Origin of the sequence: Niallia sp. Man26, assembly GCF_022049065.2 — a bacterium.
Classification (GTDB): Bacteria; Bacillota; Bacilli; order Bacillales; family Cytobacillaceae; genus Niallia.
In genome coordinates, this window is the sequence record NZ_CP095745.1 from 76,645 (window position 1) to 95,866 (window position 19,222).

Genomic DNA, 19,222 nt, shown 5'->3' on the forward strand with positions numbered 1-19,222 from the left:
AGTATCAATATTCTTTGTGTAATTAACTATCCCTTTTCAATTATGAAAGAATGGAAAGCCACAGATATAAGCCGATTAGAGTTATCAAAAGGGTTGGAATAGTTAAGACAATACCTGTTTTAAAATAAGTCCCCCATGATATTTTTACACCTTTTTGAGATAAAACATGAAGCCATAACAAAGTTGCTAATGAACCGATTGGCGTAATCTTAGGACCTAAATCAGACCCAATAATATTCGCATAAATTAACCCTTCTTTTATTACTCCAGTAGCATTTGTATCTGCAATTGCTAAAGCATCAATAAGTACCGTTGGCATATTATTCATAATGGAAGATATAATAGCCGCGATGAATCCCATACCTAAAGTTCCTACAAACAATCCTTGATCTGCAGCTGCTTGAATAACACTTGAAAGCAGGTCAGTTAAACCAACATTACGTAATCCATAAATTACGACATACATCCCAATTGAGAAAAATACAATTGCCCATGGAGCTCCCTTTACTACTTTCTTAATAGACACCGCTGAGCTTCTTCTTGCAAATACAAGGAAAATAATAGCGATTACACCAGCGATAAGTGAAACTGGAATAGACAGGAATTCGCTCACGAAATAACCAACAAGCAATACAGCTAAAATCAACCAAGATAAACGAAACATTTTTAGATCTTTAATTGCATCTGTTGGTACTTTTAATTGGTTTAAATCATAAACCTTTGGAATTCTTTTACGGAAGTATAAATACAACACAAGGATACTTGCTAATAAAGAAAAAATATTAGGCACAATCATTCGGGATGCATACTCTACAAATCCTATATTAAAGAAATCAGCTGAAACTATGTTCACCAAATTGCTTACAACTAAAGGTAAAGATGTAGTATCGGCAATAAAACCACTTGCAATGATAAATGGAAAAACCATTTTCTCATCTAACTTTAACGCCCTAACCATTGCTAAAACGATTGGTGTTAAAATTAATGCTGCGCCATCATTTGCAAATAGTGCGGCAACGATAGCCCCTAAAATAGCAACGTAAACAAACATTTTTAAACCGTTACCACCAGCCGCTCTTGCCATATGTAAAGCCGCCCATTCAAAAAAACCAATTTCATCTAAGATTAATGAAATAATAATGATAGCAACAAATGCCAGTGTTGCATTCCATACAATACCCGTTACGTCAACGACATCATTGAAATCAACAACACCAACTAAAAGAGCTAATATGGCCCCGCCACATGCTGACCAACCAATTGAAAGATTTTTCGGTTGCCAGATAACTAATGTCAGTGTTATTAAAAAGATAATTATAGCTAATAAAGTATGTAGCAAAGTTGTTAACCTCCGTTAATTACATATAATTCTTAATCCATTTTTCTCTAGCCAAACAAACTTATCTCGTTCACTCGGTACATGTTTTAAAATATCTTTTGTCAGTAAGTAATATTCACTTTCTGTATTTAGAGAATAGACTACCCATTGCCCTTTTCTTTGTTCTTTCACAATCCCAATATCCCGTAACTTTCTAAGATGCTGACTGATTGCAGGTTGGGACATTTGAAAAATTTCAACAAATTCACATACACAGCATTCTTGTTCAGCTAACATGTTCACCATGGATAATCTGGTTTTATCCCCTAAAAGTTTTAGCACAATTGCAGTCTCTTTTAAGTCTTGAGATTTGTCCTCTTTCATAATGATTACTACCACCTTTCATAGGTTAATTCACCATATAATTATATGCTTATATATTAATAAAAGAAAAGGGGAAATGTCAATACTAATTACATTTACCCTTTTTGCTCATTTATTCATATTTATATTTATTCGGATATTAGGAGCAACAAGTGTCTGTATCACAGCTATTAACACTTTTAGCATTTACGAAATTTACACTACAAACCCCTGTTTCAGGTAAATCTAATTCTACTTTTTCCGAAGCTTCTATATCCCCTGTCATATATGCAGCTATTGAACGTACCTGTTCATACCCCGTTGCCATTAAAAAGGTCGGTGCCCTACCATAGCTTTTAGATCCAACTATATATAGGTTCTTCTCCGGTTGTCTCAATTCTTTTTCACCATGAGGACGGACTGTTCCACAGCTGTGAAGATTAGGATCAATTAAGGCAGAAATGGCTGCTACACTTTCAGTAGCAAAATCAACTTTTGTTCGTAATTCATTTAGGAAAGAATAATTAGGTCGATTTCCTGTGTTGACGATGATTTCATCAATTGATTCAATTTCAGCTATTACACCATTTACTTCTCCATTAATCGTTATTGTTGCGTTATTATTCTCTCTCAATTGCTCAATTCTAAAAGAAGTATGCAATTTGACTGTCCCTTTATCTACCATTTCATGAATTCTGCTACCTAATAATCCCCTTGCTTCTAATGCATCCTTTCCTTCTCCACCATATGCATCCTCTACACATTCTTTCCGAATAATCCATATAATTTCTGTTTCTGGATGCTCTTCCTTTAATTTCTCTAATTCGAGCAAAGCATTAATAGCAGAGTGCCCACTTCCTACAACTGCAACTTTTTTATTTTTGTAACGGTTGATACTTTCTCCCAAGATATCAGGTAATCCATAAAAGACTTTTTCCCTTAGACTTTCCTCGGATTTTAGCCAAACCCCATTGGAGTTTGCTGGATTAGGGTTTCCCCAAGTACCAGTAGCATCAATGACAGCTCGTGCTTCAATAGCTTTAATTGCGCCTTTCTGCTCTGTATAAATAACAAATGGAACATTCTCTCTGTTAGCTGTCTTCATTTTATCGATATTTTTTTTAGCTATAGAAATGACTTTTGTATTTAAAGCAATTACTTCTCGTATTTCTGGAATCTTTGATAAAGGAATTAAGTAATTATCCACGAGTTCTTTACCAGTGGGTATTTCCTCTAAATTTGGTTTTTCCCATTCATATTTCTCTAATAAAGAAGATGCTGCTTTATCGATGTTATATTTCCACTGTGAGAATAATTTTATATGTTTCCAGGTAAGAATGTTTGCTCCAACTTCCGTTCCAGCTTCTAAAATAATCACTTTTTGTTTATATTGAATCAAATGAGCTGCAGCAGCTAAACCTACAGGACCAGCACCAATGATAGCTATAGGTAAATCTAAATCCATTAATCTTTTTTCTTCAACAGCATAAGATGATTGACAACAGTTGGAGAAAATTTTAAATTCAGACATATTTATTCACTCCTTTTATAAGTAATATTCCTGATTAAATAACAATTTTTCCATTAACATTACGTCTACAAATTTCCCTTTTAATCTCCCTTGTTTTTTAAATAAACCAACCTCCCGATAATTTAACTTTCTGTAAAGACCTTGACCTAAGTTATTAATAGGAAATGTAAAGAGTACTATTTTATAAAATTCCTGTAATCTTGCCTCGTCTTCTAGTACCTGTAATAGTTTTTGACCAATACCTTTACCTCTAAATTCCCTATGTATATATATTGAAAGTTCTCCTACCCCATAATAGGCAGCCCTAGTATTATAAGGATTTATTGATGCCCATCCTGTGATTTTCCCCTCTTCATTAACAGCTACAAATACAGCATATCTTCCCTGGTGAGCAGCAAACCAATTCTCCATGTAATCCTTGTCTTTTAAATCTTCCTCAAAGGTCGCTAATCCGTCTTTTATTCCTTGGTTATAGATTTCAAGTATTTCGTTTAAATCTTCTGTCGAAGCTTTCCTAAGCATTTATTATCCCTCCTATTTTATTTGACTTAAACATTAATTGACTTTATCAAATATAATCCCTAATGAAAGCCACCTATCTGGTGGCACAACTACCTAATCCGTCGTTTTTATTCATTGCATCTAGCAATAAACTTAGACTTTCTAAAACTTGCGAATGCTTATCTTCTTGAATATGAGTAAAGATGTTTCCTAAGTATTCTAACATTTGGTTAGATATTTCTTCAGCTTTTGCTTCACCTATTTCTGTCAAAGATAAAAGTACATATCTCCGATCATTTGGATCTGGAACCCTTAATATATATTGAAGTTCCACTAGTTTATTTACTTGTCTGCTTAAAAGACCAGTATCCATTATTAGCTTTTCAGCTAAAGTCTGAAGAGAAATATTTGGAGATTTGCCCAATTCATATACAATATGGCTTTGTGTTACTGTTATCCCACAACAATCAGAACCATCTTTTTGAAGAAGTCCAAAGTCACGAACTAGTTGTTGTAGTAATTCTCGAATTTGTATTTTATCTTTTGTTTTCATTTTTCATCGCCTCTTATTTAAATGATAACGTCATTAATTGATAATGTCAATTATTTTTATCCTCATTGCTTATTCCTCAAAAACACAACCTTACCAAAAGCGTATATTTAACTAATACGGAGTTTTGATAAAAATTAAAATAGGTATATGAAAATGTTTTTCATCCGCCATATAAAGGCTTCCTAACTCGTTAAAACAGTGCATTGACAGGTGAATCCAAGGGTATTACACTTGTGTACAATCAAAAGGAGGAGATAAAAAAGAATGGATTTTATTTTATATCTGTTATTAATACTTTTTAGCTACAAAAATTGCAGGTGATCTTTCTGTCAGATTAGGACAACCATCTGTACTGGGAAAACTAATAATCGGGATTATATTAGGTCCTGCAGTCCTTGGGTGGATAGAAAATAATGATTTTATTCATTATTTCTCTGAAATCGGAGTTTTATTACTCATGTTCTTAGCCGGTTTGGAGACAGATCTAGGTCAACTTAAGAAAAATTGGAAAGCTGCTTTTGCGGTTGCTATAATCGGCATCATCCTTCCTTTTATCGGAGGATTTGGTATTGGAGAACTCTTTGGATTAAATACAACATATTCCCTATTTATAGGAATACTACTATGTGCAACATCTGTAAGTATTACTGTCCAAGTGTTAAAGGATATGAATAAACTCAATTCCCCTGAGGGGAGCACTATATTAGGTGCTGCAGTTGTAGACGACGTTCTAGTTGTCGTGCTCTTAGCTGTCATGACTAGTTTTCTTGGGACTGGAGATGAAGTATCCCTTGGACTTCTAATAGGTAAAAAAGTCATCTTCTTTATTGGTGTATTACTTGCAGGAGCTTTCCTAGTTCCCCAAATGTTAAAAATACTCTCTAAATTAAAAGTTACGGAACCTGTGGTATCCATTGCCCTTGTCGTTTGTTTCGCTTTTGTATATTTTGCAGATATTCTTGGAATGGCAGGAATTATTGGAGCATTCGCAGCTGGCATAGCCATTTCTCAAACAAACTTTAAGCACACCGTCGAGAGTAAGGTGGAGCCTATAGCATATGCTGTATTTGTCCCCGTCTTCTTTGTAAGTATCGGTTTAAATGTTTTCATTTAGTGGTATAGGAAGCCAGATTGGGTTCATTGTAGCCCTAGTAATTGTTGCTATCCTTACAAAACTTGTAGGTGGGGATATTGGAGCAAAGTTAACTGGATTTAAAAATCGTTCTTCCCTTATTATCGGAGCTGGGATGGTTTCTCGAGGAGAAGTAGCACTAATCATTGCGGCTACTGGTTTGCAAGAATCTCTTTTGTTACCTGAATACTTCACTGCTATAGTAGTCGTTATAATCGCTACAACCTTGTTTGCTCCTCCTTTATTGAAATATTTAATACAAGGTGAAAGTAAAGCTGTAAATAGAGAAGAAAAAACTGTATAACTTTATAATTTAAGGTGGTCATTTTCTTGGCAAATAAAATTTATCTCTTTTCTTACGAGACAGAAAATGTGGTTACTACAGCAAGCATTGAAGCCATCATGGATGATTTATATGACGTATTAAACATCATTAACAAGAATGTATACCTTATTAAAACAGAAGATGATTTAAGTATCTTGGATAAATATATATAAACATATCTAAAGATTGATGATAGATATATATTAGTCGATATAACGGAACAACCACTAAATTACAATAATTTAAATGCTACTGATCCTAACTATTGGTTCTATAATATTTAATCTAGATTAGTTTAGTTAGGATTAATACAAACTGTCTAATATAAAACAATCTCAACTATAATGGCAGCAAAGGCATCTTGGTTTAATACTAAGGTGCCTTATGTATTATCTAAGCAAGTTTTTGTGAAGTTTTTCACTTAAACTAATCTGCCATACCAAAAGCTAGTTTTAATTTATTACAGGAATGCTGCCACGTTTCTTCCATAAGCGATTTTTTCATGAATTACAGGGTATGCTGAAGTCTTTGAAAAACAGCTACCTCATTGGCAGCTGCTTCAGTAAGAAATTAATACAATAATAATTTTAGATTATGAGAAATTAATACATCCAAAAGTTTTCCGACTCAAGTTTGTTTAACCAATTATGAACTAGTGTATTAAAAATTTCAGTCTGTTCGATTTGAAGATTGTGACCAGCCATATCAAGCACTGAAAAAGTTGCCCTTGGATAGTCTTCAATTAATTTCCATGCATCTTGGTATCCAACTACGTTGTCCTGACGCCCTGTGATAATTAAAGTGGGATACTCAAGTTTAGATGAAATGTCGAAGGTAAAACCGTAACCGTTCTGACGAATCTTGGTTAAGAACTCATTATTTGTTTGTTTAGAAGGAAGTAAAATTTCCTTTTGAAACCTAACCCATTCAGTTTGCCCCTGCACAACCCCCATAGAGCAAAATGCATCAGCATCCTCTTGAGACAAATGCGATATCAAGTCAATGTCTTTTTTAATAACAGTCTGGGGAGGTACAGACCGTTCATCGAATTCAGGTATAGTCATTGGTGCCATCAGCAGTAATCCACGAACCACTTCCTGTCGTGAACAAACTACTCCCCTAGCAATGTAACCGCCATAGGAATTACCACAAATAATAAATGGCTGATTAGGTATAAGCTCATCCAGTAGACTTAAAATAGCTTCTAACATGTCATCAGAGTTTTGAATTGAAGATTGTGGCTCAGAATGCCCCATACCAGGCAAGTCTATGTAAACTCTCTTCCATCCGTTTCGTTTCTCAAATAAAGGTTCCATTGCATGTAACATCACATGATGGTCAAGTGTCCAACCATGTAGCATAACAATGGGAAATCCGTCCCCAATTATTTTGTGGTAAATCGACATGTATTTATATCCCCTTTCTTTGTTAACCAAATGTATCGTTATGTACATTAAATCCTTTTTTATTTCAATTATAACAAATTACCTTGTTCTACCAACCTGAACCGTTTCTTCCATAAGCTATGTTTTTTATTATTACAGGAATGTTGCCATTATAGCTCCAGAAGAATCCCTATTATCTTTGATAACGATAATCAAAAGTTTCTCTTTATGTACCCTTAGTTAGTGACCTACTTAAATACTATTTAGTAAATAAATATTTATTGCTACCAGGCTGTTTCTTGATTTCATTCCAAGCTTTAATAGCTTTCTCACGACTTACTCCTTGATTCTTAGGATCTGAATAAAAATCACGAATGAATTGATTATATTCAAATTGAGGGGCTATGGTTTTCTTAAACGAAGGATTTTTCTTTCGTTCTTCTTCCTCATTCCAAGCTTTTACTACATCACGATATGTTTTTCCAACATTGTTTTTGAAAAAGTTTTGTATATAGGTGGAAAAGTGGAATTTTGGGACAACCGTCTTAAAAAATTCTCTTACATTTTGACTGCAACGATGGTTTTCAGTGATGACTGTATCCAATCTTAAGTTTCCTTGAGGCTGAGGCTTCTTATTCATATTTGATTTTCTCAAAGGTTTTTTAATTCCCCCTGTTCGAAGGAATGTTTCAATCCTATTAGTAATCTCTATTTTTGAACCAGAAGCACTCATGCCATTTTCTCTACAAAAAGACTGTAATTCTTCCTTTAACCAATAAAAATCTTTAAAACTTTCTACACTTATATCTTTCGTTAAATTAGGTCGCATTAATTTCTCCCTTCACATTCATCTCACAAAAAGAACAAATGTTCTATTTTAACAATATTACCATATTTTTACGAATAAAACAGTAAAAAAAGCCACTTTTGTGACTTAATCTTAGGTGTCATTTCAACGAAATACTAATTTATTCCTGAATTCCTTCTTCAACAATCCTGCCATTATAACACCATAATAAAAAGGCGTCCCTTTTTATTTAAGGAAAACCCCCGTTACTATAATTACATTCCTTCACAAACTTTTACAAACTTATTAAAAACTTAAAATGAGATTAGGTAAATAATTTTATTTGAAAATATATAGATATCTATGTATAATGTAATCATGATAAAATATAACACAGCATCAATGGTTGGAAAAATAAGAGACGCAGTAAACAATTTAATTTTATCTGAGCTTAACAAACATGAAATAAATGGGATCTCCCCCTCTCATGGCGATATTCTAGTTTGCCTTTACAAAAAAGATGGCTTATCTGTGAAGGAACTGGCTGAAAGAATTCATCGCACGCAACCGACAGTAACAGTACTAGTTGATAAGTTACAAAAACTTGGTTATGTTGTAAGGATAAAAAGTAAGGAGGACAGCAGAGTAACTCTAGTTAATCTTACAGAAAACGGAAATGAGTTAAAACCAATTTTTAATGAAATCTCAGAGAAAATAAACACTGCTATTTATGGTGATTTTATTACCGAAGAAAAAGAACAGTTAGAGCAATTACTAGAAAGAATTCTAAAAAGATTTTAATTTTTTTAAAATAATACATAGATGTCTATGTATTTATATGGAATTATAGAAATTAGTTGGGAGTTGGATTGATGTGAGCTTGAAATCGTCTAAATATTCGCTTGTTTTCGCTATTCTTTTGGCTGTGTTTTCTGCAATTGGGCCATTTACCATTGATATGTATTTAGCTTCATTTCCTGATATGATGGACTTTTTTGAAGCAAAAGCTTCTATGGTCCAAGCAAGTTTAACTTCTTGTATTTTAGGTGTTGCATTCGGTCAAATTATTATGGGTGCATTAAGTGATGTTCATGGTAGGCGTAAACCTTTACTAATATCCATGATTGTGTACGCTCTATCTTCTTTCGCTTGTGCTTTCGCACCTAATATCACTGTGTTTATTATCTTGCGTTTCATTCAAGGTTTTTCTGGAGCCGCTGGAATTGTTATATCTCGTGCTATTGTTAGAGATTTGTATAGCGGTATAGAATTGACAAAGTTTTTTTCCCTATTAACTGTTATTGGTAATCTTGCCCCTTTAATTGCACCACTTGCAGGAAGTGCTGTAATTTCCTTCACTTCTTGGGTTGGGATATTTATCTTTTTGGGTTTTTTCGGCATCATTTTATCCATTATTACCACATGGAAAATTAAAGAAAGTTTACCTTCAGAACAACGTGTCTCTAGTAATTTCAAAGGATTATTACGAAATTTTAAAGATTTACTACAAGATAGAAATTTCATGGGATACGCTCTTGTTCAGGGGATATTATTTTCTGGTGTTTTTGCCTATATTTCTGGAGCATCATTTATTTATCAAAATATTTATGGCGTAACACCTCAGGTGTTTTCCATGCTATTTGCTTTAAATGGTATTAGTTTAATTCTAGGCGCTCAAGTTGTGAAGTTTTTAGCTGGGCGAATAAAAGAAGATAGTATTCTTCTTATCGGACTGGTATTAGCACTTATGTCTGGGACGTTTGTCTTGATAGGTGTCTTTCTACATGGCCCATTATTAATGCTAGTCATTCCCCTTTTCTTGTTAAACGCGGCGGTTGGTATTACTGGCCCGACTTCTTTTACATTAGCAATGGACTCTCAAGGACACATCGCAGGAAGTGCCGCCGCACTCTTAGGTGTCATGCCTACTCTTTTAGGCGCTGTAACTTCCCCTCTTGTGGGGATTGAAGGTGAATATTCTGCGGTACCATTTGGGGTAATTATTTTCACTACTAGCTTGTTGTCAGTCTTTGCCTACGTTGCTATAACTAAAAATACTAAATCGCATATGTTTCCAAGAAAATTTAGTTAGGAATTTATATTGGTAGTTTTTAAAATGGTAAGTATTTATTTTTATAATGGTAATTATGCATACTTTCATAAAAAGAAAGAGCATTTACAATAAAACAAATATAGTAAGGAGTAGTTAAAATGACAAACATTTCAAAAGACTTTTATGCTGCAGTAGAAGGAAGACGTACTTATTATGGACTTAGCAAGGAATCTGATGTTTCAGATCAAAGAATTGAAGAAATCATTGCTCATGCTTTAAAGCATACTCCATCCCAGTTTAATACCCAAGCGCAAAGAATCGTCGTCCTATTAGGTGAGAATCATACAGAATTGTGGGATATCGCAACAGAGACATTAAGAAAAATTGTTCCTGCTGATAACTTTGCTCCAACCGAAGAAAGAATGAAAGGTTTCTCCAGTGGGTATGGTACGGTATTATTTTTTGAAGATATGGAAGTGATTGAATCCTTCCAAAAACAACTACCAACATTCGCAGACAACTTTCCTGTTTGGGCACAGCAATCAAACGGAATGCTTCAATATGTTGTTTGGACAGCACTTGAAATAGAAGGATTTGGTGCTTCTCTTCAACATTATAATCCCTTAATTGATGACGAAGTTAAAGGTAAATGGAATATTCCTAGTAAATGGAATTTAATCGCTCAAATGCCATTTGGTAAACCATCCGCTGCTCCAGGTGAAAAACAATATCAGCCAATTGAAAATCGAATTAAAGTGTTTAAGTAATATTTGAATTACTGGAAATAGTGCTAATGAATGAGAAAAATGCTTAAGGAGATAAAATAAATATGGCTAACCTGGATACACCTTTTTCTATAAAAGGATTAACACTCAAAAATAAAATTATTATGCCGCCGATGTGCCAATATTCTGTAGAGGCGGAGGACGGCATTCCAAACGATTGGCATTATGTACATTATGTTTCTCGAGCTGTAGGTGGAACGGGTTTGATCATTATGGAAATGACCGATATTGAACCAGAAGGACGAATTACTAACAAAGATTTAGGCTTGTGGACAGATGAACAAATTCCCGCTTTTGCCCGTATTATTTCTGATGTTCAAAAGTATGGCTCAAAAATTGGCGTGCAGATTGCACACGCTGGCAGAAAAGCCGAAGATGCGCTGTACCCTGTAGGTGCTTCGAATATCCTTGCTCCTTCGGAACATGGTGTTAGTTATAATTCACCAAGAGCACTAACAACTTCCGAAGTGAAAGATATGGTTACTAAATTTAAGGAATCCGTTCGCAGAGCAGTTACGGCAGGATTTGATGTGATTGAGTTGCATGGAGCCCATGGTTACTTAATCCATCAATTTCATTCACCAAGTATTAACAATCGAACTGATGAATACGGTAAGGATTTATCGTTGTTCGGTGTGGAAGTCATTAAAGCAGCGCGTTCCGTAATGCCAAAGGATATGCCATTAATCATGCGGATATCAGCAGTAGAATATATGGATGGCGGTTATGATTTAGAACACTCGCTAACAATTGCTAAGAGCTATAAAGAAGCAGGAGTCGATATATTCGATGTCTCTAGTGGTGGCGATGGACCCCCAGGAAAAGTGAAACCAGCAAATCATTACGGATATCAAGTGCCTTTTGCTCGAGCTTTCCGGGAGACTTTAAAAGCACCGGTGATTGCAGTTGGTAAACTCGACAATCCACATATGGTTGAAGCAACATTAGCCAATGGTGATGCCGACTTGGTTGCTGTTGGTCGTGGTATGCTTGATGATCCTTATTGGGCACTACATGCAATTAGAACTGTTACACGCCAAGTTAACCCTCCAGCGCAATATGTCCGAGGTATTTACGTACGTTAAACAATAGTCGATATAATTATTATTAGGGGCAACCAATTTAATTTGGTTGTCCCCTTTCTTATTGCACTAAACTGCCAATTTTCTTCCTTAAGCTCGTGTTCATTTATTACAGGAATGCTGCCCTGTTTGTGACACAAGAAAGGTTCTCTTCATTTTTTACAGAAATTATGCCATATTAGTACCTGAGCATAAAAAGAAGCATTAATCCTTCCTAGATCAATACTCCCTCATGCAGATACTTTTCCTTCAACCATTCTTTATAATGCTAGTTAGCCATATGACCACAAAGCAAATACTTCAAATATGCAGTGCTTCTTATTGTCTCAGAAGTATAACGCTTATGGATTTTTATCCGTTACATTTCTCCATTTATTGAGTAAACTCCATCGATTATTATTTAGTAGATACATAAAAAAATCTGTAATCCATTTAGGTATAAGTGCTACAGCTAAATATCCCCAAAAAAGCATTAAAAAGTTTTCTTTTCCACCGAAGCGAAACAAACCTATACCCACCAATAAAGGCTTTATAAAAAAAGCAAAAGCAAGGCAAAGAAACAACATCCAAATATAATAGTTCTTCTTTTTATTTAGGATATATTGGTAGAGAAGAATATAAGTTACAGGAACAAATGAGGAATCCAGAGCAATGCTTGCTGGCAATGAAGGAAGTAATTTGTAAGGATAAATCCATAATCCCTTAATAACTCCAAAAGAATCAATAATAGCAAAAAATATATGAATACCATATCCATAAAATCCAAGTTGGAAGATCTTTCTCCGGTCTATAAAAAGAATTAAAACTACGAGTGGAAGTAAAAACATTGCTAATACCATCCAAAATTGCCATGTATAAATATTAGAATACCCTTGCCAATAACTTACCCATTGCTCACTTTTTTTGATTTCTGCATCTCTAATTTCTTCTATTATCACCCTTTGTTTTTCATTCACACTATTCCCTCCTTTTTTTATTATCCATAAAAAAAGGAGGGAATATTCATTTTCTAATTCAACTATCCTGACATGTTTCTTCCCTAAGCTAATTTTCATTTGATTACAGAAATGCTGCCCTTATAGCATCAGAAGTGGCATAAGAAACAAGGCATTAATCCTTCTTGGACAATGCCCTGTTTGTTTAAGTATATTTGTTTATAATATCTAAATTTTTGATAGTTCATTACTGCTTATAACACAATAAACTGGCCATTCTTGCATTCCAGAAAAATCCCTACTAAGATTAGTCCATTAAAACATAGCTCATTATTTGAATTTTTTCAGACATAGGATTAAGATTTTTCATTTTAGGATGTATTAACGAATACCCCTTTTACAATTGGAAATATTATTATAGAGGTGAAACATTAATGAAAAAATCCGCACTAACTTCTTCTGAAATAGGTTCCCTATGGGCAGAATATGTAAATGGAACAGCAACACATACTGTGAATAAATATATGTATTCCATTATAGAAGACAAAGAAATTAAAGAAATTTTTCATATTGCTATTAATACATTTGAACAACAAAAAACAGTAATAGGTAATTTTTTTAAGGAAGAAGGATTTCCTATTCCCATTGGCTTTAATGAATCAGACTTATATCTAGGAAAACAAAGATTATTTTCTGATGCGTTCTGTCTAAATTATTTACATATTATGACTATACATGGAATATTAGGTCATAACACTGCTCTATGCATTTCAGTTAGAAAAGATTTGAGAGACTTTTATGATTCATCTAATCTAGCTGGAAACAAAATGTATCATAAAACAATTGAGCTATTACTTGAAAAAGGTTTATTTCAAAGGGATCCCCTTTACTATGCGTACGACCATCCAAGCTATGTCACCACTAGAGATTTTTCTGATGGTTTTTTTGGAAATGGTAGAACCCTTGCCGCAACTGAAATAATAAGTCTTTCATTAAACCTTAAGAAAAGTATAATGGCAAAAACTCTTTCTATTGCATTCTCACAGATATCAGGAACTAAAGAAGTTAGAAAATTTTTAACTCAATCAGAAAAGACTGCAGATGGTCAAATTAAAGCATTAGCAAAAATACTCCAAGCAGATAACTTACCAGTTCCAAAATCTCTTGAAACAGAAGTAACCACCTCAACTGACTCACCGTTTTCTGATAAGTTAATCCTTTATCATATGGGTTTCTTGTTTCAAGCAGCTCAAAATTACCATGGCGCAGGTTTAGCATCATCCATGAGGACAGATCTTGTAGCCACTTATGAAAAGACTATTCTACAAAATCTAGTAGTTACAAAAAATTGGTTCGATCTTATGGTAGAAAATAAATGGTTAGAACAACCACCTCTTGCACCTAATAGGAAAGAAATTGCAAAAAAGAAATAACAAACCATTGCCCTTCCTTATTTGGTCGGGCTATTTAATTGTAAATAACCCCAACTACCCTATCCTGCCACTTTTCTTCCATAGACAAGTTTCATTAATTACAGGAATGCTGCCACGTTTGTACTATTTAGTAATTAAATATTTATTGTTACCCGGCTGTTTCTTGGTTTTATTCCAGGCTTTAATCGCTTCTTCAGGTTTGTCTTCCCTCAATCTTATGGCTAGTGCTATAAGAAATCTAACAAAAGGACATTAACCCTTCTTGAAAAAAGCCCCCTTTATAATACTTATATGACTAATTTCCTATGAAATATTTCAACCAATTCCAATTCAAGCTTATGTAAAAACCATTCTACAGGTGATCAGGTACCTACTTTAAGGAAAATTAAATTACTTATCGAAGTGAGTGAAGAGTTAGATGCATAATAAAAAAGAGCAGCGAGGAAACTCTGCTCTTTTTAGCGACTATGATTAAAGCGATTAGTTCTCAATCCTCCTCTTTTTATTTCAGCTTCAAAGGATATGTCAATCTTTGATTTGGCAAACCCATCATACCAGTTGTTAGCCGTTTGATATTTTTTAAAATGTTTATAATCTTGGTCTCGAAAGATTTCTCCTAAACCAAAGATGTCTGCTTCATATTCTGTAATTGCTTTCTCTATAAACTCTTTTATGTTTTTTTCCATCATCGAATTTATCTTTTTTTCTAACTTACTATAAGTACGAACATCTTGGAAGTTTTCTATGCATTCTATCCCATCTAAATAACCTCCTGTTTTAATTTTAATATGAAAAGTAGGGACATCATTTATTTCCTTAGCTGTAATTGCTGTTTTGGAGTGCGTTATTTCATATGTGAACTTTTTATCACCTTCACAATTCGTACTTAATGTAGTGGTTTTTATTTTATTTTGTACAAAAAGAAGATACCTAACCTCTTTTATAGAAGCATATCCAACCAACTTTCCATGTTTAATCACACCAATACCATCAACATTTACCTGCGCTTCAGGAGTTTCATCTTTTAAGTTTTCAACATTCCCACCCTTTTTAGCATTACCAACTAAATTTATTGAAGGGAGAACAGGAGACTGTCCTTTGTCATTATATACTCGAACAAAATCATTTAGCTTTAAATCAGGTACTCCGCCATAATCTTTCTCCATGGTTTCTAATTGTATTGCTAATTTTAATGAGGCACTTTTTTTAAACATGTTAATAACCTCTAAAATATCTCCTGCGCTACTTCCCTTTTTCACAATTACAATATTAAAGTCATCTCGCATTTCTCTATTTCGATCTACAAAGTCTAGGAATCCTATAAGACCTTCTTCCGCTATTTCTTCACTAATGGCTAATACATACATATGTGAATAAATAGGGTGTGTAGCAATACCTTTATTTAGCTTAGTGGAAAGTTCAGCAATGGTATCTCCTTCTAATGAATAAACATAAGAAGGGGCAAAACCAGAAGCAGTATTTGGTATCATTTCTCTTGCTTCTGTAGTTTCAATTGTTAACTTGTATTTTGATTTCTTCCCTTTGTCCACTGCCATTCCTGTTACAACAGATTCTCCAGACAATTCTCTACGATCCCAACAACCGGCCAATGGGATTACCAAATGTATAATGATTATAATTTTTACTATTCGCATTCGCATATAAACTCCATTAACATTATTTATGTTAATATTCTTCTCAATAACCAATACATATTATTCCAGATTACCCATCGTTTTTGTTGAGTCTAAATTGAGTATCAATGAACCATTACTCCAATTCTTTCTCCCCCTTAATTTTTTCAGTAAAAGAAAGAGTTATCATATTTTGACTACAATTACGGGACACTTTGTGAAAAATCGAACTTAAACTATCCTGCCATTTTTAGCAATATTAGATAAAGAATTCTCTTTTCTAAATGGTTTAAGTGCAGTTTATATTATGAATAGATAAGCTTATATACTTATATGAAAATCAATGTTAGGCTTATTATATATACACTATCGGGGATTTGTATAACTTTTCTTAGTCAGCCTTCCCTTTATATATAACATCATATAAGAAATTAGGTTAAGATTATTGAAAAGCAAAATGTATCAGTTATTTGAGGAGAAAAGAAGTGTTCATGTTCTTTATTCTTATGATGGAATGAAGCAATACATTGATCATGTTGTAGACTTTATTCAACAAGGCATTTTGGCTGGGGATTACGTTATTCTTATAGAGAATGAGCGAATCTATCCAATGATACAAAATGAACTAATCAAACTTTTAGATAAAGATCAACTTGAATTTGTTCACTTTGTAAACAACTTAGATTTTTATTTTTCAAGTGGTAGTTATCATCCTCCTGCAATCACAAATTATTTTAATAATATAGTACAGCCATATATAGACAATAAAATCTTGTTTCGATCATGGGCACATGTAGAGTGGACTAGTATGGAAGAGCCACTTCATTTAATAGAGGACTTTGAAAAAATAGTTGACGAAGCTGTTCATACTCATCTGTTCCCATTGATTTGTGCATATGAAGGGCACAAAATGCCAGATTACCTAATATCTATTTTAATGGAAACTCATCCATACGTATTATATAAAGGTGACATTATTATATCTGAACAATACCAACCACTAAAGGACATAAAATAAGGCAACTTAAGTATTGTTATCCGTCCCTTTAAAGTTAATCAAACTTGATTATAGAAAGAAACCATTAATAATTGATGGTTTCGTTTCTTGTTCAATTGATCTGCTATATTTTTTCCATAATCTAGTCTTTCCTTTATTACAGGAATGCTGCCCTTTTAGCAACATAAAAAAAGGGCACCTTATATTTAAGAAAGCTCGTTTGTTTAGTTTAATAAGGGTATTATCTTTCTTCGTAAGGCTTCCCGTTATCATCTTTTTCATATTTAGATGTTGGCTCACCTTTTGAATGATAATTTATTCTATCTGCTCTCCCAATTTCTTTAAAGTTCTTTTGTGCTTCTCTTAAAGTTACTTTATTTGCTCCACCAATGTCAGGTTCATACGATTGTATTTCATCATCCATCCATTTGCATACTTGACAAGTTTCCCAATTATCTCGTTCATATAATGTTTTATAACCACAACAAGGACAAGTGAATTTTTTCATCTTTTACTCCTACTCTGTTCTTTTTACGCCATTAGTTTATCATATCTTATTGTACTAAACTGCCATTTTTCTACTATAAGCAAGGTTTACTTATTACAGGAATGCTGCCCCGTTTCTTTCACAAGTTTTTTCCATTTATTACAGATATGGTTATATAAAACCGGCTCACTATCTGTACATCGAATATGCTAATAATTACCAGAAGATAATAGTTAGTTAATCATATATAATACATAATGTATATAAGTTATATATGCATAAAATTGTTTCTACCCATTCAATCTTATTCAATTTTGCTTATATGCTATTCATCATGAAAGGAAAAAAGTAAATTTTTTTCTTTTGTGATGGATTATACACATTGTAGTAAGTGACGGCTAAAAAGGTAACAACTAATTCTGCTAACCAATCAGCAGAAGATCCAAATTTAGAAAGCAACTCAATACTAAATCCCTTCTTTTTGACTTTCTTCACAAAATTCATTACTAACCAAAACTCTTTAACCCTGTTATTCATTTTTGACTCTTATAGCCACCATGCAGAGTAATTAGTAAATAAAACAAAAAACCCTTAACTACCTAATTTAACCTTTAGTTAAGGCTTTTTCCAATTCATTACTTTTACACCTTTTACAAAATCCTTCTTTCACTAAACTGTCCCGTTAATAGTAGTTTTTAAATCTCTCATTAAGAAGTTGAGAGTTTGAACGGGATGAGGCTATCTATAATTATTCGTTGGAATTCTGATTATAAGGTTTTTGAGATATAATTATTATATATGAACTAGTAAAGGTGGTTTTCTAATGAGTATTTCAACAAATATTGTTGTACAAAAAATAACGACAGAAATAATAGACAAAAAATCCAGTTTAGCAGTACAACGATACACCACAGATTTGAATCATTATTCCATGGAAGTTGATAAGGAACTCAAAAAGTGGAGAGAAAACCTAATCGATATTTTTGCAAAATCTATCTCAGATGATTTAGAAATGACCTATCAACATTTAACACATTGGGGTAATGAAGGCGTAAAATTGTTAATAAAATTAAATTTACCACTAGATGTAGGTATAGAGGAAGTTAGATTCTATCGTAATGAAATTGGAGAAATTATAAAAAATGAAGCTATCCAAAATCATATGTCTCTTTCTGAGTTCTACAAAATAATTTCTAATTTTGATTCGGTTGTTGATCGAGCTGTACATTTACTAAGTTTATCCTATTCTGAAAGTTATCTTTCACGAATAAAGGCAGCTGAAATAACAGCAATGGAGTTATCTATACCGGTCATTCAAATTACAGAAAATATAGGAGTTCTACCATTAGTAGGAGATATTGATACCCAGAGGGCTCAGGAACTTATGGAGAAGGCTTTAGAATCTGTTTCTAAGTTAGGGTTATCTCATGTTTTTATTGATTTATCAGGGGTTCCTATAATTGATACAATGGTAGCAAATCATCTATTTAGAGTAATAGATGCATTAAATTTAGTAGGTGTAAAATCAATACTTTCCGGTATACGTCCAGAAATCGCCCAAACGATGATGCAATTAGGGATTAAAACGCAGAATCTAACTACATTTTCAAGTTTGCATAAAGCATTAAAGTATATCAATATCAATCCATAATATATTGGTATATAGAGTTAAGGTTTAGTATAAAAGAATTAATGAATTTAAAAGTAGTCTCCCATAAACTAATCTAAGTCTGGAGTAGTTTCATACATGAAATGATTCAGACTTTTTTATTTAAAGATGCTTAAATTTATCATACATACTGACCTAATCAGTAAGCTTATTCCTACTTAATATTCATATCTTAATAATCGGGATTATGTTATCCTTGAATTACTCCAAAATAATATTAGATACAGCTATACATCACTTTCTGTATAAATC

Annotated in this window: 19 protein-coding genes and 1 pseudogene; 9 read left to right on the forward strand and 11 right to left on the reverse strand. The window is 33.3% G+C overall.

Going from position 1 to position 19,222, the window contains the following annotated elements; translation table 11 throughout:
* Positions 1 to 40 precede the first annotated feature (40 nt).
* From L8T27_RS26595 to L8T27_RS26615, 5 genes are all read right to left on the reverse strand, one after another.
* Positions 41 to 1,339, reverse strand: coding sequence for an arsenic transporter (locus L8T27_RS26595; RefSeq protein ID WP_237944272.1), 1,299 nt, complete (start codon positions 1,337 to 1,339; stop codon positions 41 to 43).
* A gap of 15 nt (positions 1,340 to 1,354) precedes the next feature.
* A complete protein-coding gene (locus tag L8T27_RS26600; RefSeq protein WP_237944273.1) occupies positions 1,355 to 1,702 on the reverse strand; it encodes an ArsR/SmtB family transcription factor in 348 nt (115 codons plus the stop codon).
* 139 nt (positions 1,703 to 1,841) lie between these two features.
* On the reverse strand, positions 1,842 to 3,212 hold the full coding sequence (locus tag L8T27_RS26605; protein WP_412759287.1) for an NAD(P)-binding domain-containing protein: 1,371 nt from the start codon (positions 3,210 to 3,212) through the stop codon (positions 1,842 to 1,844).
* Positions 3,213 to 3,227: 15 nt separating this feature from the next.
* On the reverse strand, positions 3,228 to 3,734 hold the full coding sequence (locus L8T27_RS26610; RefSeq protein ID WP_237944274.1) for an arsinothricin resistance N-acetyltransferase ArsN1 family A: 507 nt from the start codon (positions 3,732 to 3,734) through the stop codon (positions 3,228 to 3,230).
* A 73-nt stretch (positions 3,735 to 3,807) separates the two neighbouring features.
* Positions 3,808 to 4,266, reverse strand: coding sequence for a MarR family winged helix-turn-helix transcriptional regulator (locus L8T27_RS26615; protein ID WP_237944275.1), 459 nt, complete (start codon positions 4,264 to 4,266; stop codon positions 3,808 to 3,810).
* 264 nt (positions 4,267 to 4,530) lie between these two features.
* On the opposite strand from L8T27_RS26615, the pseudogene L8T27_RS26620 reads away from it, so the two are divergent.
* Both L8T27_RS26620 and L8T27_RS26625 read left to right on the forward strand, forming a co-directional pair.
* A pseudogene (locus L8T27_RS26620) lies at positions 4,531 to 5,702 on the forward strand (cation:proton antiporter).
* 26 nt (positions 5,703 to 5,728) lie between these two features.
* Positions 5,729 to 5,896 (forward strand): hypothetical protein, encoded by a 168-nt coding sequence (locus L8T27_RS26625; protein ID WP_237944276.1) that lies wholly within the window; start codon positions 5,729 to 5,731, stop codon positions 5,894 to 5,896.
* A gap of 429 nt (positions 5,897 to 6,325) precedes the next feature.
* Here the strand turns inward: L8T27_RS26625 and L8T27_RS26630 are convergent, their stop codons facing one another.
* Positions 6,326 to 7,129, reverse strand: a complete 804-nt coding sequence (locus L8T27_RS26630; protein ID WP_237944420.1) for an alpha/beta fold hydrolase — start codon at positions 7,127 to 7,129, stop codon at positions 6,326 to 6,328.
* 238 nt (positions 7,130 to 7,367) lie between these two features.
* On the reverse strand, positions 7,368 to 7,937 hold the full coding sequence (locus L8T27_RS26635; protein ID WP_237944277.1) for a DUF6434 domain-containing protein: 570 nt from the start codon (positions 7,935 to 7,937) through the stop codon (positions 7,368 to 7,370).
* 336 nt (positions 7,938 to 8,273) lie between these two features.
* Between L8T27_RS26635 and L8T27_RS26640 the strand changes: the two genes are divergently transcribed.
* From L8T27_RS26640 to L8T27_RS26655, 4 genes are all read left to right on the forward strand, one after another.
* The gene (locus tag L8T27_RS26640; RefSeq protein WP_237944278.1) at positions 8,274 to 8,696 is read left to right on the forward strand and encodes a MarR family winged helix-turn-helix transcriptional regulator; all 423 of its coding nucleotides are present in this window, start codon (positions 8,274 to 8,276) and stop codon (positions 8,694 to 8,696) included.
* Positions 8,697 to 8,769: 73 nt separating this feature from the next.
* Complete coding sequence (locus L8T27_RS26645) at positions 8,770 to 9,987, forward strand: multidrug effflux MFS transporter (protein ID WP_237944279.1); 1,218 nt, start codon at positions 8,770 to 8,772, stop codon at positions 9,985 to 9,987.
* 119 nt (positions 9,988 to 10,106) lie between these two features.
* The gene (locus L8T27_RS26650) at positions 10,107 to 10,715 is read left to right on the forward strand and encodes a nitroreductase family protein (RefSeq protein WP_237944280.1); all 609 of its coding nucleotides are present in this window, start codon (positions 10,107 to 10,109) and stop codon (positions 10,713 to 10,715) included.
* 62 nt (positions 10,716 to 10,777) lie between these two features.
* Positions 10,778 to 11,818, forward strand: a complete 1,041-nt coding sequence (locus tag L8T27_RS26655; RefSeq protein ID WP_237944281.1) for an NADH:flavin oxidoreductase/NADH oxidase — start codon at positions 10,778 to 10,780, stop codon at positions 11,816 to 11,818.
* A 338-nt stretch (positions 11,819 to 12,156) separates the two neighbouring features.
* On the opposite strand, the gene L8T27_RS26660 is transcribed toward L8T27_RS26655, so the two are convergent.
* On the reverse strand, positions 12,157 to 12,771 hold the full coding sequence (locus tag L8T27_RS26660; RefSeq protein ID WP_237944282.1) for a CBO0543 family protein: 615 nt from the start codon (positions 12,769 to 12,771) through the stop codon (positions 12,157 to 12,159).
* 413 nt (positions 12,772 to 13,184) lie between these two features.
* On the opposite strand from L8T27_RS26660, the gene L8T27_RS26665 reads away from it, so the two are divergent.
* On the forward strand, positions 13,185 to 14,183 hold the full coding sequence (locus tag L8T27_RS26665) for a DUF3231 family protein (protein WP_237944283.1): 999 nt from the start codon (positions 13,185 to 13,187) through the stop codon (positions 14,181 to 14,183).
* A 458-nt stretch (positions 14,184 to 14,641) separates the two neighbouring features.
* Here L8T27_RS26665 and L8T27_RS26670 read toward each other — a convergent pair whose 3' ends face one another.
* Positions 14,642 to 15,838 (reverse strand): Ger(x)C family spore germination protein, encoded by a 1,197-nt coding sequence (locus L8T27_RS26670; RefSeq protein WP_248574514.1) that lies wholly within the window; start codon positions 15,836 to 15,838, stop codon positions 14,642 to 14,644.
* A 424-nt stretch (positions 15,839 to 16,262) separates the two neighbouring features.
* Here L8T27_RS26670 and L8T27_RS26675 point away from each other — a divergent pair, with 424 nt between their 5' ends.
* Positions 16,263 to 16,835, forward strand: a complete 573-nt coding sequence (locus tag L8T27_RS26675) for an MEDS domain-containing protein (RefSeq protein WP_237944285.1) — start codon at positions 16,263 to 16,265, stop codon at positions 16,833 to 16,835.
* A gap of 220 nt (positions 16,836 to 17,055) precedes the next feature.
* Here L8T27_RS26675 and L8T27_RS26680 read toward each other — a convergent pair whose 3' ends face one another.
* Both L8T27_RS26680 and L8T27_RS26685 read right to left on the reverse strand, forming a co-directional pair.
* The gene (locus L8T27_RS26680; RefSeq protein WP_237944286.1) at positions 17,056 to 17,322 is read right to left on the reverse strand and encodes a CPCC family cysteine-rich protein; all 267 of its coding nucleotides are present in this window, start codon (positions 17,320 to 17,322) and stop codon (positions 17,056 to 17,058) included.
* Positions 17,323 to 17,619: 297 nt separating this feature from the next.
* Positions 17,620 to 17,838, reverse strand: a complete 219-nt coding sequence (locus tag L8T27_RS26685) for a hypothetical protein (protein ID WP_237944287.1) — start codon at positions 17,836 to 17,838, stop codon at positions 17,620 to 17,622.
* Positions 17,839 to 18,124: 286 nt separating this feature from the next.
* Here L8T27_RS26685 and L8T27_RS26690 point away from each other — a divergent pair, with 286 nt between their 5' ends.
* Positions 18,125 to 18,952: an STAS domain-containing protein gene (locus L8T27_RS26690; RefSeq protein ID WP_237944288.1), complete on the forward strand. Its 828-nt coding sequence runs from the start codon at positions 18,125 to 18,127 to the stop codon at positions 18,950 to 18,952.
* Positions 18,953 to 19,222: the final 270 nt, after the last annotated feature.

Bases quoted from the DNA above. Each gene is read 5' to 3' on its own strand.
- L8T27_RS26650 (WP_237944280.1), top strand. From the start codon at position 10,107: ATGACAAACATTTCAAAAGACTTTTATGCTGCAGTAGAAGGAAGACGT.
- L8T27_RS26665 (WP_237944283.1), top strand. From the start codon at position 13,185: ATGAAAAAATCCGCACTAACTTCTTCTGAAATAGGTTCCCTATGGGCA.
- L8T27_RS26685 (WP_237944287.1), bottom strand. From the start codon at position 17,838: ATGAATAACAGGGTTAAAGAGTTTTGGTTAGTAATGAATTTTGTGAAG.
- L8T27_RS26635 (WP_237944277.1), bottom strand. From the start codon at position 7,937: ATGCGACCTAATTTAACGAAAGATATAAGTGTAGAAAGTTTTAAAGAT.
- L8T27_RS26680 (WP_237944286.1), bottom strand. From the start codon at position 17,322: ATGAAAAAATTCACTTGTCCTTGTTGTGGTTATAAAACATTATATGAA.
- L8T27_RS26690 (WP_237944288.1), top strand. From the start codon at position 18,125: ATGAGTATTTCAACAAATATTGTTGTACAAAAAATAACGACAGAAATA.
- L8T27_RS26640 (WP_237944278.1), top strand. From the start codon at position 8,274: ATGATAAAATATAACACAGCATCAATGGTTGGAAAAATAAGAGACGCA.
- L8T27_RS26655 (WP_237944281.1), top strand. From the start codon at position 10,778: ATGGCTAACCTGGATACACCTTTTTCTATAAAAGGATTAACACTCAAA.
- L8T27_RS26670 (WP_248574514.1), bottom strand. From the start codon at position 15,838: ATGCGAATAGTAAAAATTATAATCATTATACATTTGGTAATCCCATTG.
- L8T27_RS26600 (WP_237944273.1), bottom strand. From the start codon at position 1,702: ATGAAAGAGGACAAATCTCAAGACTTAAAAGAGACTGCAATTGTGCTA.
- L8T27_RS26605 (WP_412759287.1), bottom strand. From the start codon at position 3,212: ATGTCTGAATTTAAAATTTTCTCCAACTGTTGTCAATCATCTTATGCT.
- L8T27_RS26610 (WP_237944274.1), bottom strand. From the start codon at position 3,734: ATGCTTAGGAAAGCTTCGACAGAAGATTTAAACGAAATACTTGAAATC.
- L8T27_RS26630 (WP_237944420.1), bottom strand. From the start codon at position 7,129: ATGTCGATTTACCACAAAATAATTGGGGACGGATTTCCCATTGTTATG.
- L8T27_RS26615 (WP_237944275.1), bottom strand. From the start codon at position 4,266: ATGAAAACAAAAGATAAAATACAAATTCGAGAATTACTACAACAACTA.